A 14,861-nucleotide genomic window follows, 5' to 3' on the forward strand; every position below is an offset into this window, starting at 1 on the left:
ATGGTGATGATCGCACGCAGGGGCCTGCTCGCCGGAGCGGCCCTGCTCGGCGCCGCGCGGGCGGCCGGGGCCGGCTGGGAGCCGTCGCAGCGGGTGCCGGACCCGGCCGTCGAGATCCTCGATCCGGCCTTCGCCAAGTACCGCCTCGCCTCGGCGACGGTGGAGCGGGTCGCCACGGGCTTCCGCTGGGCCGAGGGGCCGGTCTGGTTCGGCGACCGGGGCGCGCTGCTGTTCAGCGACGTGGTCAACGACCGGATCATGAAGTGGGAGGAGGCGTCGGGTTCGCTCTCGGAATTCCGCAGGCCGTCGAACTATGCCAACGGCAACACCCGCGACCGGCAGGGGCGGCTGATCACCTGCCAGCACAGGACCCGCAGCGTCACCCGGACCGAGCATGACGGGACCATCACCACGCTGATGGACCGGTTCGACGGCAAGCCGCTGAATTCGCCCAACGACGTGGTCTGCCATGCCGACGGCGCGGTCTGGTTCACCGATCCCGCCTTTGGGCCGAACCCCCACGAGGCGATGGCGGCCCCGGAACTGCCGGGCAACGTCTACCGGATCGACCCGGCGACCGGGCAGGCCAGCGTCGTGGTCGAGGGTGTGGCCGGGCCGAACGGCCTGTGCTTCGCGCCGGACGGGACGAAGCTGTACCTGATCGAGGCCCGGGCCAAGCCCAACCGCCTGATCCGCGTCTACGACGTGGTCGAGAACGGCACGAAGACCGCCAACGGCCGCGTGTTCTACGACGCCGGCACCGGCACGCCGGACGGCTTCCGCGCCGATGTCGACGGCAATCTCTGGTGCGGCTGGGGGATGAGCGAGGCCGAGGACGGCGTCATCGTGCTCACACCGCAGGGTAAGCTGATCGGTCGGATTCGCTTGCCCGAACGCTGCGCCAACCTGTGCTTCGGCGGCCTGAACCGCAACCTGCTGCTGATGACGGCGACGCACTCGGTCTACGCGCTCTACGTGAATACCCGGGGAGCTGGGACCTGCTGAGGCCGCATCATACGGCGAACCGCTCCGCGATGACTTGCGGGGCGGATCCCGGGTTCCATTTCCGTTTTCGTTGCACGCGGCCCGGTGAGGGCCAGCGGAATCTCAGGCGGGACCCAGAGGCGGCAGGCACGCTGTCGACTCGACTCCCCGACGTGTGTTGGTTCTCTTGCCAACAGCCGTCGCCACCGGCATTTTCGCTGACGTGAAGGCCGAATTCCTGCTCAAGGAGCGAATCGCAATCATCCCTGGGCGGTCGTTCGCAGAGCTGGTGGTCTGGCGCGTGCCGACGCCTGTCCGCGAGAGCAGCCACGCCTTCAAGTACCGGCTCGCCCTCGTCGTCGATGGTGCATGCGTGCTTCGCTATGACAACGAAGCCGGCAAGGGCGACCACAGGCACGTCGGCGAGGCGGAGATCGCCTATCGCTTTACCACCCCCGAGGCCCTGCTGGCCGATTTCTGGGCCGATGTCGAACCCTGGAGGGAGTCATGAGAACCGTGACCATCGGCGTCTCTTCGGTCGAGGAGGCTAGTGCCCGCGTACTGGAGGCTTTCCGGGGCGAGAAGCGCGGCGCGTTCATCTCTTTCCCCAGCGTCGAGGGCTTGTGGACCGTCCTGACGCCCCGTCGCTGGGCGCTGATCCGAGCGCTCGCGGGCCAGGAGCCCATGTCGCTGCGCGCCGTGGCGCGGTTGCTGGACCGGGACGTGAAGAACATCCACGCCGACGTGCACGCGCTCCTGAATGCCGGCATCCTGGATCGTACGGACGACGAGCGCATCGTCTTTCCCTACGACGCCGTGCACGTCGACTTCACGATCGGGAAGGCGGCCTGAGGACTCTTCCATCCCAGGCTCGCATTCGGCTGGCGGCGCAGGCGCCCGGGACAGGGGTTCCGTTTCATCCGAAACGCCGCTTCCCCGGACAGGATGCGCTGTTCACACATCTCCGGTGGACATTGCCGCTGATCGGGGAGCGCGATCAACTCCCTCTCCCGTTCGGGAGAGGGACCCGCGCTCCGACCTAAGACCGTATGGCCTCGTGGTGCGTCGAGCCCCCGCCCCTACTCCGCCGCCTGCGCCAGATACCGCGCCGGATCGTAGTTCAGGATCGGCCCGAGCCAGCGCTCGACCTCGCGGACATCCATGCCCTTGCGGACGGCGTAATCCTCGACCTGATCCCGCTCCACCTTGGCGACGCCGAAATAGTGCGCCTCCGGGTGGGCGATGTAGATCCCCGACACCGACGAGCCCGGCCACATGGCGTAGGATTCGGTGAGCTTCACGCCGATCCGGCTCTCGGCCCGCAGCAGGTCGAACAGGGTCGTCTTCTCGGTGTGGTCGGGCTGGGCCGGGTAGCCGGGAGCCGGGCGGATGCCGTCGTATTTCTCCAGCACCAGCTCCTCGGGGGCGTAGGCCTCCTCCGTCGCGTAGCCCCAGAACTCCTTGCGCACCCGCTCGTGCATCCGCTCGGCGAAGGCCTCGGCGATGCGGTCGGCGAGCGCCTTGACCAGGATCGCCCGGTAATCGTCGTTGGCCCGCTCGAAGCGCTCGGCGATCCGCACTTCCTCCAGGCCGGCCGTCACCACGAAGCCACCGACATAGTCGGCGATGCCGGTCTCGGAAGGCGCCACGAAGTCCGACAGGCAGGTGTTGGCGCGCCCGTCGCGCTTCGAGAGCTGCTGGCGCAGGCCGTGGAAGGTGGCGAGCCGCTCCGACCGGCTCTCGCCGGTGTAGAGCGCGATGTCGTCGCCGACGCTGTTGGCCGGCCAGAAGCCGATCACCGCCTTCGGGTTGAACCAGCGCTCCTCAACGATCTGCTTCAGCATCGCCTGCGCGTCCTCGTAGAGGGCGCGGGCGGCCGGTCCCTGCTCGGGATCGTCCAGGATCGCCGGAAAGCGGCCCTTGAACTCGTAGGTCTGCAGGAACGGCGTCCAGTCGATGTAGGGCACGAGGTCGGCGACCTCGTAGGAGCCGTAGACCCGGGTGCCGGTGAAGGTCGGCTTGGCCGGCTTGTAGCCCGACCAGTCGACCTTGAAGGCGTTGGCCCGCGCCTTGGCGAGCGGCAGCCGCTGCTTGTCGACCTCCGAGCGCTTATGGGCGTCGGCGACCTTGGCGTACTCGGCCCGGACCTTCTCGATCGTGGGCCCACGGGTCTCCTTGGAGATCAGGCTCGACACCACGCCGACCGCCCGGCTCGCGTCGGTGACGTAGACCGCCTGCCCCTTGGCGTAGGCCGGGTGGATCTTCACAGCCGTGTGGACGCGGCTCGTGGTGGCGCCGCCGATCAGCAGCGGCACGTCCAGGCCCTCGCGCTCCATCTCGCCCGCCACGTGGACCATCTCGTCGAGCGACGGGGTGATCAGGCCGGACAGGCCGACGATGTCGACCTGCTCGCGCTTGGCGGTCTCCAGGATCTTGGCGGCCGGCACCATCACGCCGAGATCGATGATCTCGTAGTTGTTGCAGGCCAGCACGACGCCGACGATGTTCTTGCCGATGTCGTGGACGTCGCCCTTCACGGTGGCCATCAGCACCTTGCCGGCGGCCTGGCGCTTGCCGTCGCCGCCATTGGCGAGCTTCTCGGCCTCCATGTAGGGCTCAAGATAGGCCACCGCCTGCTTCATCACCCGGGCGGATTTCACCACCTGGGGCAGGAACATCTTACCGGCCCCGAACAGGTCGCCGACCACGTTCATGCCGGCCATCAGCGGACCCTCGATGACGTGGAGCGGGCGCTCCACGCCCTGGCGGGCCTCCTCGGTGTCGGCCAGGATGTACTCGGTGATGCCGTTGACCAGGGCGTGCTCGATGCGCTTCCCGACCGGCGCCTCGCGCCAGGTCAGGTCGGCGGTCTTGGCCTGGGCCGAGGCGCCGGTCTTGAACCGCTCGGCGGCCTCCAGCAGGCGCTCGGTGGAATCGTCGCGCCGGTTGAGGACCACGTCCTCGCAGAGCTCGCGGAGCTCCGCCGGGATCTCGTCGTAGACGGCGAGCTGGCCGGCATTGACGATGCCCATGTCCATGCCCGCCTGGATGCAGTGGAACAGGAACACCGCGTGCATCGCCTCGCGCACCGGCTCGTTGCCGCGGAACGCGAAGGACAGGTTCGAGACGCCGCCCGAGATGTGGGCGTGCGGCAGGGTCTCGCGGATCGTGCGGGTCGCCTCGATGAAGGCGACGCCGTAGCCGTTATGCTCCTCGATGCCGGTGGCGACCGCGAAGATGTTCGGGTCGAAGATGATGTCTTCGGGCGGGAAGCCGACCCGCTCGGTCAGGATCCGGTAGGCCTTGGTGCAGATCTCGACCTTGCGCTCGTAGGAATCCGCCTGCCCCTGCTCGTCGAAGGCCATCACCACCACGGCGGCGCCGTAGGAGCGGCAGACCTTGGCGGCCTCGATGAACTTCTCCTCGCCCTCCTTCATGGAGATCGAGTTCACGATCGGCTTGCCCTGGATGCACTTGAGCCCCGCCTCGATCACCTCGAACTTCGAGGAATCGACCATGACGGGCACCCGGGCGATGTCGGGCTCGGCGGCGACGAGGTTGAGGAACTCGACCATCGCCTTCTGGGAGTCGAGCAGGCCCTCGTCCATGTTGACGTCGATCACCTGGGCGCCGGCCGCGACCTGATCGCGGGCGACGTCCAGTGCCGCCGCGTAGTCGCCGTTGGTGATGAGCTTGCGGAACTTGGCCGAGCCGGTGACGTTCGTGCGCTCGCCGACGTTCACGAAGGGAATTTCCGGCGTGAGCACGAAGGGCTCGAGGCCCGACAGCCGCATCAGGCGGGGAATCTCGGGGATCGGCCGCGGCGCCTTGCCGGCGACGGCCTCCGCGATGGCGCGGATATGGTCCGGGGTGGTGCCGCAGCAGCCGCCGACCATGTTGACGAGGCCGGATTCGGCGAACTCGCCGACCAGCTTGCCCATCGCCTCCGGGCTCTCGTCGTAGAGGCCGAACTCGTTGGGCAGGCCGGCATTCGGGTAGGCGCAGACCAGCGTGTCGCAGATCCGCGACAGCTCGGCGATGTGGCCGCGCATCTCGCGGGCGCCCAGCGCGCAGTTGAGGCCGAAGGTCAGCGGATCGGAGTGGCGCAGGGCGTGCCAGAAGGCCGCCGGGGTCTGGCCCGACAGGGTGCGGCCCGAGAGGTCGGTGATCGTGCCGGAGATCTGGATCGGCAGCCGGATGCCGGTCTCGTCGAAGACCTGCCACGCCGCCGCCACCGCCGCCTTGGCGTTGAGCGTGTCGAAGATCGTCTCGATCAGGATCAGCTCGGCGCCGCCGTCGATCAGGCCGCGGACCTGCTCCACGTAGGCCTGCTTGACCTGATCGAAGGTGACGGCCCGGAAGCCCGGGTTGTTCACGTCCGGCGAGATCGACAGGGTGCGGTTCGTCGGGCCGATGGCGCCGGCCACGAAGCGGCGGCGGCCGTCCGTCTCCTCGGCGAGCCTGGCGGCCTCGCGGGCGAGACGCGCGCCCTCCCGGTTCAACTCGTGGATGATCGACTCCATGCCGTAATCGGCCTGGGCGATGGTGGTGCCCGAGAAGGTGTTGGTCTCGCAGACGTCGGCGCCGGCCAGGAAGTAGTCGAGGTGGATCTGCCGGATCGCGTCGGGCTGGGTCAGGATCAGGAGGTCGTTGTTGCCCTTCTGATCGTGGCCGTGATCCTTGAACCGGTCGCCGCGAAAATCCTCTTCCGAGAACTTCAGCCGCTGGATCACGGTGCCCATCGCCCCGTCGAGGACGAGGATCTTCTCCGCCGCGCGCTGGCGCAGCGCCTGTGCGATCGCGGTACCGTCGACGGGGGCAAAATCGGTCATCATGCGTCCTGTCAGATCACCTCGTCCCGAGGTGCCGGAGCGAAGCGGAGGCCTCGCAGGAGGCCTCCAGATATCTCGGTGTTCCCTGGAGCCCGCCTTCGAGGCCGCTCGCGCGGCACCTCAGGAGGGTGAAAACCTTCATTCTACCAGACGCTTCCGTGCCATGGGCGCGGAGGCGTTTCCGTCTCTGCGAGCGGAGCGAAGCCGTCCAGCAGCGCCACGCTCACGGATGTCGCGCTGTCCTGGGTCGCTTCGCTGCGCTCGCGAGGACGGATCGGGGGTGTCGAGCGCGGCCTCGGGAATTAAGCCGCCGCCTTGGCGGCCGCCAGCTTCGGCGCCTGGGCGCGCAGGCCGAGCAGGTGGCAGATCGCGTAGACCAGATCCGAGCGGTTCATCGAGTAGAAGTGGAAGTCGTTGACGCCCTCGTCCACGAGGTCGAGCACCTGCTCGGCCGCCACCGCGGCGGCGACGAGGCGGCGGGTCTCCACGTCGTCTTCCAGGCCCTCGAACCTTGCGGCCAGCCAGTAGGGCACCGAGGCGCCGGTGCGGCGGGCGAAGTTCGCCGCCTGCTTGAAGTTCTGCACCGGCAGGATGCCCGGGATGATCGGGATCGTGATCCCCGCGGCCCGGACCTTCTCCAGGTAGCGCAGGAAGACCTCGTTCTCGAAGAAGAACTGGGTGATCGCCTGATCGGCGCCGGCATCGACCTTGGCCTTCAGGGCCTCGATGTCCGCGTCGAGCGAGGCCGCCTCCGGGTGCTTCTCCGGATAGGCCGAGACCGAGACCTTGAAGTCGCCGATCCGCTTGATCCCCTCGACCAGCTCGGCGGTCGACGCGTAGCCGCCCGGATGCGGCCGGTAGGCGTGGCCGACGCCCTCCGCCGGGTCGCCGCGGAGCGCCACGATGTGGCGCACGCCCGCATCCCAGTAGGACTGGACCACCGCGTCGATCTCCTCCCGGGTGGCGTCCACGCAGGTGAGGTGCGCGGCCGGCTTCAGGCCGGTCTCGCGGACCATCCGGGCCACCGTGTTGTGGGTGCGCTCCCGGGTGGAGCCGCCGGCCCCGTAGGTCACAGAGACGAAGCTCGGCTGAAGCGGCGCCAGACGCTCGATCGAGCCCCAGAGGATCTTCTCCATCTCCTCGGTCTTCGGCGGGAAGAACTCGATCGAGACGCGGATCGGGTGGTAGCCGTCGCGGCTGGCGCGGTGGGTGGAGCGGCGCATCGGGGTCTCGTCCTCTATGTCGATCGGTTCAGACGAAGTCTGCGAAGGTTCTGGATGTCAGGCGACGGCGCGCCGGGGCTGTTCAGTCTCGTCGGCCAGACCGTCCTGGGCCAGCCAGAGGGTGACGGTGAGCTGACCCGACTCGCGCGGCGCCAGATCGCGCGTGCCGACCGTGGCGAGACCGGCCTCCGCGAGCCAGCCGGAGACCTGCTCGGCGGAGAAGCCGAGGCGTCGGTGGGCTTGGCCCGTGCGCAGGAATTCCAGCTCGTGCGGCGCGAAATCCACCACCAGCAGACGGCCGCCCGGCGCCACCAGCCGCGCGGCGCCGCGGAGCGCCCGGGCCGGGTCGTCGAGATAATGCAGCACCTGATGGACCACCACGAGGTCGAAGCTCGACCGGGCGAAGGGCGGCGCGTGGATGTCGCCCTGCCGCAGATCCACCCGCGACAGACCCTGGCGCTCCAGGTTGGCCCGGGCGACGGACAGCATGGCATGGCTCGAATCGAGCCCGGTGGCGCGGCTGGCCCGGGGAGCCAGCAGGCCGAGCATGCGGCCCGTCCCGGTGCCGAGATCGATCAAACTGCCGATCGGCCGGTCGCCCAGGGCGTCCAGCACCGCCGCCTCCACGATCGCCTCCGGCACGTGCAGGGAGCGCAGCTCGTCCCATTTGGGCGCCAGCCGGGCGAAGAAGGTCTCGGCCGCCTCGGCCCGCTGCACCCGCACGGCATCGAGACGGGCGCGGTCCTCCGACAGGGGCGGTGCGGTCCGGTCGAGACCGGACAGCAGCGGATCCGCCAGGCCGGCGCGGGCGTCGGACAGCCGGAAGAACGCCCAGGCCCCTTCGCGGTGACGCTCGACAAGCCCGGCTTCCACCAGAAGCTTGAGATGCCGCGAGATCCGCGGCTGCGACTGGCCGAGGATGTCGGTCAGGTCGGACACCGACAGTTCCCCCTCGGCGAGCAGCGCCAGGATGCGCAGGCGCGTCTCCTCGGCGGCCGCACGCAGGACGCCCAGGGCTTCCGGAAAGGGGATCGATCCCGCCTCTTGCCTGCGTTCAATAGACATAAAGATATGTTTATGTGCGTTTCGCGGTGGGCGCAAGCACGAACTTGCGGGGGCTTGCCGGGTGGATGAGACCGAAGCGCGGCGGCCGCGTTGATGGCAGGGCCGCCGAGGGCGGGCCCGGGGAGGCGTGCATGTCCGAGAGCCCGTTCCCGCAGATCACGCTGGTCCGCCACGGCGAGACCGCCTGGAGCCGATCCGGCCAGCATACCGGGCGCAGCGACATTCCCCTGACCCCGGAGGGCGAGGAAGCGGCGCGCGCCCTCGCCTCGCGCCTCGCGGCCCGCTCCTACGCGGAGGTCTGGTCGAGCCCGTCGAGCCGGGCGGCCACGACCTGCGCGCTGGCGGGCTTCGGTGACCGGCGCGTGATCGATCCGGATCTCGCGGAGTGGGATTACGGCGCCTACGAGGGCCGGACCACGCAGGCGATCCTGGCCGAGCGGCCGGATTGGCGCCTGTTCCGCGACGGCTGCCCCGGCGGCGAGACGGCGGAGGCGGTCGGCGTTCGGGCGGACCGGATCATCGCCCGGGCCCGCGCCCGTGATGCCGACCTCGTCGTGTTCTCCAGCGCGCATGTCCTGCGGGTGCTCGCCGCGCGCTGGATCGGGCTGCCGCCGCAGGGAGGGGCGCTTCTCGTCCTCGGCACAGCGAGCGTCTCGGTGCTCGGCTACGAACACGACCGCACCGAGCCGGTGCTGCGCGCCTGGAACGGCTAGGCGCCGACGCTAGCGCAGCCAATACCCATCCGGCGCGAGCGCGTCCGGCATCGGCTCGCCGAGGGCGTGGTGCACGATCCGGTCGACGGCGCGGACCATGGCGTCGAGGGGCAGGTCGTTCGGCTCGGTGCCGAACGGTTCCTCGAGCTCGTCCCCGAGGGCGTCGAGGCCGAAGAACGTGTAGGCCACGAGCGCCACCACGACGGGCGTCGCCCAGCCCAGGGAGCCCGTGAGGCCCACCGGCAGGAGCAGGCAGTAGAGCCACGCGGTCCGGTACACCAAGAGGGTGTAGGCGAAGGGCAGCGGCGTGTTGGCGAGGCGCTCGCAGGCGGTGTGCACGCCCGACAGCGCCTCGATCCGGGCTTCGAGGATGCCGAACTGGATGTCGCTGAGTCCGCCCGCGCGCATCAGCGCGGCCAGGTCCCGGGTGATGGCGCCAAGAATCGAGTCGGTGGGATTCGGGCCCGACAGGTCCGATCCGGGGCTCATCCGGCCCACCGCGGCGGCCTCGTCGAGGGCGCGCAGGCGGGCATGAAGCCCGTGGGCGAAGGCCGAGAGGCGTCGGAGCTGGCGCGCCGCCTCCCGCTCCGGCAGCAGGGCCGGGAGGATGCGGGCGAGGTTGCGCACCTCGCCGATCAGGTTGCCCCAGTGCTTCCGGGCTTCCCACCAACGCTCGTAGCAGGCGTTGTTGCGGAAGCTCAGGAAGATCGAGAGGGCGAGGCCGACCACCGTGAACGGGGTGACCCCCGCGGTGACCGGGAACAGTTCGGGCCATCGCGATTCCGCCCAGACCACCGCGCAGGACACCGCGACGATCCCGGCGAGCTTCGGCGCCACCCGCGGCAGGATCGAGCCGCGCAGGGTGAACAGCAGGGTCAGCAGGTTGGGCCGGGTGCGGACGATCATCGGGGCTTCGGGTCTGGGGGGCTTCCTAGCCCTGCCCTGCCCCCCGCGCGCCGGCAAGGAACGTGTTGGTGAAAAGGGGCGCCGGCCGCCCAGCCCGGCGGGGCGGACCGTGCGAGCTGGCCCGGCTGACGGCGCATCCGGGACCCGTCGCGCGGGCCGCGGGCGGCCGATCGTGCAAGGGGCGGCCGATCATGCAACGGGGCCCTGGCCGGGATCAGGCGCCCTCTGCCTCCCACAGCCATGCCGCGCCGCGCACGCCCGATGCGTCGCCGTGCAGGCTCGCCCGCACGGGGGTGTCGAAGGTGTCCGAGAAGACATGGGGGGCGATCGCGGCCGGCAGGCCGGCGATCAGCTCCGGGATCCGCGACAGGCCGCCGCCGATCACGATCACATCCGGGTCCAGCAGGTTCACCACCTGGGCGGCCGCGCGCCCGAGCCGCTCGAGATGCGCGGCCAGCGTCTCCTGCGCCGCCGGACTGCCGGTCCGGCCCTCGGCGACGACGGCCTCCGCGGTGAGGTTCCCGCCGTGCCGCCGGGCGTGGTCCGCCGCCAGCCCGGGCCCGGACAGCCAAGTCTCGACGCAGCCCCGGCGGCCGCAATAGCAGGCGGGACCCGGTCGCTCGTCGTCGCGGGGGGCCGGCAGGGGACCGTGGCCCCATTCGCCCGCGATGCCGTTGCGGCCCGTGAGCACCCGCCCGTCGAGGGCGATGCCGGAGCCGACGCCGGTGCCCAGGATCACGGCCCAGACCACACGGGCCCCGGCGCCGGCACCGTCGATCGCCTCCGACACAGCCAGGCAATTGGCGTCGTTCTCGATCCGCAGAGGCCGCTCCAGCCGCTGCTCGAGATCGGCCGCGAACGGGTGTCCGTTGAGCCAGTGCGAGTTGGCGTTGCGCACGAGGCCCGTCGCCGGGGACAGGCTCCCCGGCATGCCGATTCCGACGCTGCAGGGCATACCGGCTTCGGCTTCGAGACGCAGGACCAGATCGGCCACGGCCTCGACGGTTTCCCCATAGGCGCCGCGCGGGGCGGCCACCCGGGCTTCGGCCAGGGTCGAGCCGTCCCGGCCCAGGACGATCCCGGCGATCTTCGTGCCGCCGAGATCGATGCCGAGGCGCGGGCGCCCTCCGGATCCTGCCGCGGGCGACCCCATCACTCGGCGGCAGCGACCTTGCTGTCGGTTCCCATCGGCTGCGGCGCCTCGTCGGCGATGTGGGTGCCGATGGCGAGCGGATGGGCCATCACCTCGTTGAGCTTGGCCACGTCGAGCTCGCCTTCCCAGCGGCTGACCACCACGCAGGCGACGCCGTTGCCCACGAGGTTGGTGAGCGCGCGGCACTCGGACATGAACTTGTCGATCCCGAGCACGAGGGTCATGGCGGCCACCGGGACCGGGCTGTTGGGGATCGCCGAGAGGGTCGCCGCCAGGGTGATGAAGCCCGCGCCGGTGACGCCCGACGCGCCCTTCGAGGTCAGCATCGCCACCAGGATGATGGTCGCGTACTGGCTGATCGACAGGTCCACACCCACGGCCTGCGCCAGGAACAGCGTGGCCAGCGTCATGTAGATGTTGGTGCCATCGAGGTTGAACGAGTAGCCGGTCGGAACGACGAGGCCGACCACCGAGTCCGAGGCGCCGAGCCGGCGCATCTTGGTCATGAGCTGCGGCAGCACCGTCTCGGAGGACGAGGTGCCGACCACGATCAGCAACTCGTCCTTGATGTAGGCGAGGAAGCGCAGGATCGAGAAGCCCGCGATCCGGGCGATCGTCCCGAGCACCACGAGCACGAACAGCAGCGCCGTGATGTAGAAGGTGCCGACCAGCCACGCGAGGTCGTAGACCTTCTGGATGCCGTACTCGCCGATCGTGAAGGCCATGGCGCCGAAGGCGCCGACGGGGGCGAGCTTCACGATGATGCCTATGATCCGGAAGAAGATCTGGCCGGCGGTGTCGATCGCCCGGTTTACGCCGGCCGCCCGCTCTCCGAGGTTCGTCACCACGACGCCGGTGAGGATCGAGATCAGCAGCACCTGAAGCAGGTCGCCGGTGGCGAAGGGATCGAGGAAGCTCTTGGGGATGATCGCCAGGATGTGGGCGACGGTGGAATCGGCGGCCGCCTTGCTGGCGTAGGTCGCGACCTTGCTGGCGTCGAGCTTCGACGGGTCGGCGTTGAACCCGGCGCCGGGCCTGATCACCTCGCCGACGATGACGCCGATCAGGAGCGCGATGGTGGAGACCACCTCGAAATAGACCAGCGCCTTCAGCCCGACCCGGCCGACCTTCTTCAGGTCGCCGATCGACGCGATGCCGTGCACGATGGTGCAGAAGATGATCGGCGCGATCATCATCTTGATCAGGCCGATGAAGGCGTCGCCGAGCCACTTCATCGATTTGCCGGTGGCCGGGTCGTACCAGCCGAGCAGCACGCCGAGCGCGATGGCGATCAGGACCTGGATATAGAGCACCTTGTACCAAGGCTCGCGGGGCGCTGCGGCGGGAGCCGGCGCGTGGATTGCCTGTGCCATGTCCATCCCGTGCGACGACCGCGCACCCTCCCATTGTGCCGGCACGCTAGCGATTATCATCCGGCGCCTCAACGCCTGCACGGTTATGGGCCGGGAACCATCCGTGACAAAAATCTGTCGATCCCGGCCGAAGTCACTTCTCTCGTCTGACAAGTGCGCGCAGGCTGAGAAGCGCGGCTGTTTCTGGTCTCCGGCGGACTGAGCCGGCCGATCGACGGCATCCGGTGATCTCTGGAGAGTGTCCGTGGCTGGATTCCACCGGGCCCGAACGGCGTTCCTGGGCGTGCTGCTCACCGGCATCCTGATCGAGCCCGCCTCGGCCGGCGTCGTCGCGCGGATCGACCAGTCGCGGCAGCGCATGCGCGTCTATGTCGACGGTTATCCGGCCTATGAATGGCCCGTGTCCACGGCCCGTCGCGGCTACGTCACGCCCAGCGGACGGTTCCGCGTCGGGCTGATGGCGCCGATGTGGCGCTCCCGCAAGTATCACGGCTCTCCGATGCCGCACGCGATGTTCTTCCGCGGCGGCTACGCGATCCACGGCACCTATGCCACCGGGGCCCTCGGGCGCCGGGCGAGCCACGGCTGCATCCGCCTGTCGCCCGGCCATGCCGCCGCCCTGTTCGGCCTCGCCCGCAGCCGCGGCGGAGCGACGGTGGTGATCCGCGATTGAGCGACCGGGCCGCCCCACCCCTGCCCCAGGCTTGAGCGGAGATGCGGCTTGCGTCGCAAGCCGTCGGCACCCGGCACAGAGGCCCGGATCCCCCGGGACCGCCCGAGGAGGGCCGGGTCCCGAAACGCGGACGGGCCGCCGCGCGATCTGCGCTGCGGCCCGTCTGCATGGCGCCTTATCGTGGGCTCAGGTCTGCTGCTGGGTCCGGCGGGGCCGGACGGTCCAGCGCTCGAACATCGAGGCGGGATCCTCGCTCTTCGCGTCCTTGTTCTCCGCCGCGTGATCGGGCTGCTGGTGGATCGCAGCGCCGAGCGCCTGGGACAGGCTCTCGATGACGTCGTCGATGCGGGCATCCCCGTGCAAGGGGTCCCCCGGGCCGGTCTGGGCGGCGGGCGTCTCGGCGGGCGCGGCCGCCTCCGGCGCGGGCTCCGGCTGAGGCTCCGGCTCGGGGTGATGCTCGGGGGCCGGTTCGGGCGGGCGCGCGGCCGCAGCCGGCTCCGGGGCCGGGGGCGCCGGAACGACCGGCGCGGCGGCCGGGGCAGCCGCGGCGGCCGGCGTCACGGCCCGGCGCATGGCGCTCGTCGCACCCTCGTCGGACTCGGCGCTCCGGCTGCTGCTGCCGTAGCGGCCGAAGCCGAACCGGGGCTCGATCAGGTCCAGCACCGCGTCGAGCGCGGCGTTGCTCAGCGCCACCTCCTCGGCGGCCGGCACGCCCTGGATCGCGAGGGCCTGCCGCTCGAAGGCCGGCTCGTTGCTGACCTCCCGGCCGAACCAGCTCGGGGCATGGAAGGCCGCGGCATCGCCGTCATTGTCGAAGGTGATGCTGATCAGGTCCAGGCTGCCGGGTGTGACGTAGCGGTCGATGGCGATCTCGCGGCCGCCGGCATTCAGGGTGGTGCGGTCGTAGGCGGCCTTCCCGGGGCAGACGTCCAGCAGGGCGTCGCCGTGGGCGCGCGGCACGTCGGTGCGCTCCTCGACCGGGATGCCGTCCGCCCCCTTGTTCACCAGGACCAGCTGGCAGACTTGGCCGTCGACACGCACATAGGACGCGCGGCCACCCTGCGGGGCGAAGTGCCCTTCGGTGATCCGGGCGCCGCCCCGCTCCTTGCGGATCAGGCGGACCAGGGACGGTGCGACCAGAAATCGGCGAACGGTGCTCATGAACTCAAAACCCCTCCCGCTTGGTCGGCAGTGCGCCGATCCGGCGGACAGCCCTCAGCGCCGCCGGGCCGCACGGAAGGGTGCAAGTGGAACCGACCCGCACGGCGTATAAGCTGGACTGCCACACCGTATTCGTCAGAGCCTGACCGCTTCCGTCGCCAATCACCGGACAGCGACAACCTGAGACTATAGAGCGCTAAGCAAAAACGCGACGAAATCAAGACCGGATCGGGTCGAGGCTCCGGCCGCGGCGCCTTCTATCCCCGATATCCCGGCTTTTGAGCCCGAATTCCGAACCCAGGTTAGGCCGGAACGCGCCTCATTCCGCGGGCTCGAAATTCATCGCCGCGCCGTTCATGCAGTAGCGCAGGCCGGTCGGAGCCGGACCGTCGTCGAAGACGTGGCCGAGATGGCCCTGGCAGCGGGCGCAGTGGACCTCGGTGCGGACCATCCAGTGGCTGCGGTCCACCGTGGTCTCGACGGCGCCCGGCAGGGGCTCGAAGAAGCTCGGCCAGCCGGTCCCGGATTCGAACTTGGTGCCCTGCTCGAACAGCGGCTGCCCGCAGCCGGCGCAGGTGAAGGTGCCGGCGCGCTTCTCGGCGAGCAGGCAGCTCGTGCCGGCCCGCTCGGTCCCGTGCTCGCGCAGGACCCGGTACTGCTCCGGCGTCAGCGTCGAGCGCCATTCCGCGTCGCTGCGGGTGTCCGGGCTGGTGGTCGGCGTGTCGGCCATGGCGATCTCCCTTTTCGCGAAGCTATATAGGGATTGCGCACGGTTTTC

General features: G+C 70.0%; 13 protein-coding genes. 5 read left to right on the forward strand and 8 right to left on the reverse strand.

Annotated elements, in window-relative coordinates; translation table 11 throughout:
- The 3 genes from GGQ91_RS15275 to GGQ91_RS15285 all read left to right on the forward strand — a co-directional run bounded on the left by GGQ91_RS15275 (nucleotide 1) and on the right by GGQ91_RS15285 (nucleotide 1,836).
- The gene (locus tag GGQ91_RS15275; RefSeq protein ID WP_244447769.1) at nucleotides 1–1,005 is read left to right on the forward strand and encodes an SMP-30/gluconolactonase/LRE family protein; all 1,005 of its coding nucleotides are present in this window, start codon (nucleotides 1–3) and stop codon (nucleotides 1,003–1,005) included.
- A 202-nt stretch (nucleotides 1,006–1,207) separates the two neighbouring features.
- Nucleotides 1,208–1,495: a toxin-antitoxin system TumE family protein gene (locus tag GGQ91_RS15280; protein ID WP_182592349.1), complete on the forward strand. Its 288-nt coding sequence runs from the start codon at nucleotides 1,208–1,210 to the stop codon at nucleotides 1,493–1,495.
- A complete protein-coding gene (locus tag GGQ91_RS15285) occupies nucleotides 1,492–1,836 on the forward strand; it encodes an HVO_A0114 family putative DNA-binding protein (RefSeq protein WP_043346238.1) in 345 nt (114 codons plus the stop codon). Before GGQ91_RS15280 ends, GGQ91_RS15285 begins: the two co-directional genes overlap by 4 nt.
- A 227-nt stretch (nucleotides 1,837–2,063) precedes the next feature.
- Here GGQ91_RS15285 and metH read toward each other — a convergent pair whose 3' ends face one another.
- The 3 genes from metH to GGQ91_RS15300 all read right to left on the reverse strand — a co-directional run bounded on the left by metH (nucleotide 2,064) and on the right by GGQ91_RS15300 (nucleotide 8,104).
- Nucleotides 2,064–5,816 carry a methionine synthase gene (gene metH / locus GGQ91_RS15290; RefSeq protein ID WP_182592350.1) on the reverse strand — a complete coding sequence of 1,251 codons (3,753 nt, stop codon included), beginning with the start codon at nucleotides 5,814–5,816 and terminating at the stop codon, nucleotides 2,064–2,066.
- Between the two features lie 302 nt (nucleotides 5,817–6,118).
- Nucleotides 6,119–7,039, reverse strand: coding sequence for a methylenetetrahydrofolate reductase [NAD(P)H] (gene metF / locus GGQ91_RS15295; RefSeq protein ID WP_043384357.1), 921 nt, complete (start codon nucleotides 7,037–7,039; stop codon nucleotides 6,119–6,121).
- A gap of 57 nt (nucleotides 7,040–7,096) precedes the next feature.
- Nucleotides 7,097–8,104, reverse strand: a complete 1,008-nt coding sequence (locus GGQ91_RS15300) for an ArsR/SmtB family transcription factor (RefSeq protein ID WP_043384360.1) — start codon at nucleotides 8,102–8,104, stop codon at nucleotides 7,097–7,099.
- Nucleotides 8,105–8,235: 131 nt separating this feature from the next.
- Between GGQ91_RS15300 and GGQ91_RS15305 the strand changes: the two genes are divergently transcribed.
- Nucleotides 8,236–8,817 carry a histidine phosphatase family protein gene (locus tag GGQ91_RS15305; RefSeq protein WP_111473925.1) on the forward strand — a complete coding sequence of 194 codons (582 nt, stop codon included), beginning with the start codon at nucleotides 8,236–8,238 and terminating at the stop codon, nucleotides 8,815–8,817.
- A 9-nt stretch (nucleotides 8,818–8,826) separates the two neighbouring features.
- On the opposite strand, the gene GGQ91_RS15310 is transcribed toward GGQ91_RS15305, so the two are convergent.
- The 3 genes from GGQ91_RS15310 to GGQ91_RS15320 all read right to left on the reverse strand — a co-directional run bounded on the left by GGQ91_RS15310 (nucleotide 8,827) and on the right by GGQ91_RS15320 (nucleotide 12,249).
- A complete protein-coding gene (locus GGQ91_RS15310; RefSeq protein WP_043384367.1) occupies nucleotides 8,827–9,723 on the reverse strand; it encodes a bestrophin family protein in 897 nt (298 codons plus the stop codon).
- A 214-nt stretch (nucleotides 9,724–9,937) separates the two neighbouring features.
- Nucleotides 9,938–10,876: an ROK family protein gene (locus GGQ91_RS15315; RefSeq protein WP_053609806.1), complete on the reverse strand. Its 939-nt coding sequence runs from the start codon at nucleotides 10,874–10,876 to the stop codon at nucleotides 9,938–9,940.
- A complete protein-coding gene (locus GGQ91_RS15320; RefSeq protein WP_043354440.1) occupies nucleotides 10,876–12,249 on the reverse strand; it encodes a dicarboxylate/amino acid:cation symporter in 1,374 nt (457 codons plus the stop codon). The genes GGQ91_RS15315 and GGQ91_RS15320 overlap by 1 nt, the downstream gene beginning before the upstream one ends.
- Before the next feature lie 244 nt (nucleotides 12,250–12,493).
- Between GGQ91_RS15320 and GGQ91_RS15325 the strand changes: the two genes are divergently transcribed.
- The gene (locus GGQ91_RS15325; RefSeq protein ID WP_236961407.1) at nucleotides 12,494–12,922 is read left to right on the forward strand and encodes a L,D-transpeptidase; all 429 of its coding nucleotides are present in this window, start codon (nucleotides 12,494–12,496) and stop codon (nucleotides 12,920–12,922) included.
- 186 nt (nucleotides 12,923–13,108) lie between these two features.
- Here the strand turns inward: GGQ91_RS15325 and GGQ91_RS15330 are convergent, their stop codons facing one another.
- Together GGQ91_RS15330 and msrB are read right to left on the reverse strand one after the other, a co-directional pair.
- Nucleotides 13,109–14,083 (reverse strand): CYTH domain-containing protein, encoded by a 975-nt coding sequence (locus GGQ91_RS15330; protein ID WP_043757354.1) that lies wholly within the window; start codon nucleotides 14,081–14,083, stop codon nucleotides 13,109–13,111.
- Nucleotides 14,084–14,402: 319 nt separating this feature from the next.
- On the reverse strand, nucleotides 14,403–14,813 hold the full coding sequence (msrB, locus tag GGQ91_RS15335; protein ID WP_043354431.1) for a peptide-methionine (R)-S-oxide reductase MsrB: 411 nt from the start codon (nucleotides 14,811–14,813) through the stop codon (nucleotides 14,403–14,405).
- Between the last annotated feature and the right edge of the window lie 48 nt (nucleotides 14,814–14,861).

Origin of the sequence: Methylobacterium fujisawaense (assembly GCF_014138435.1) — a bacterium.
GTDB lineage: Bacteria > Pseudomonadota > Alphaproteobacteria > Rhizobiales > Beijerinckiaceae > Methylobacterium > Methylobacterium fujisawaense.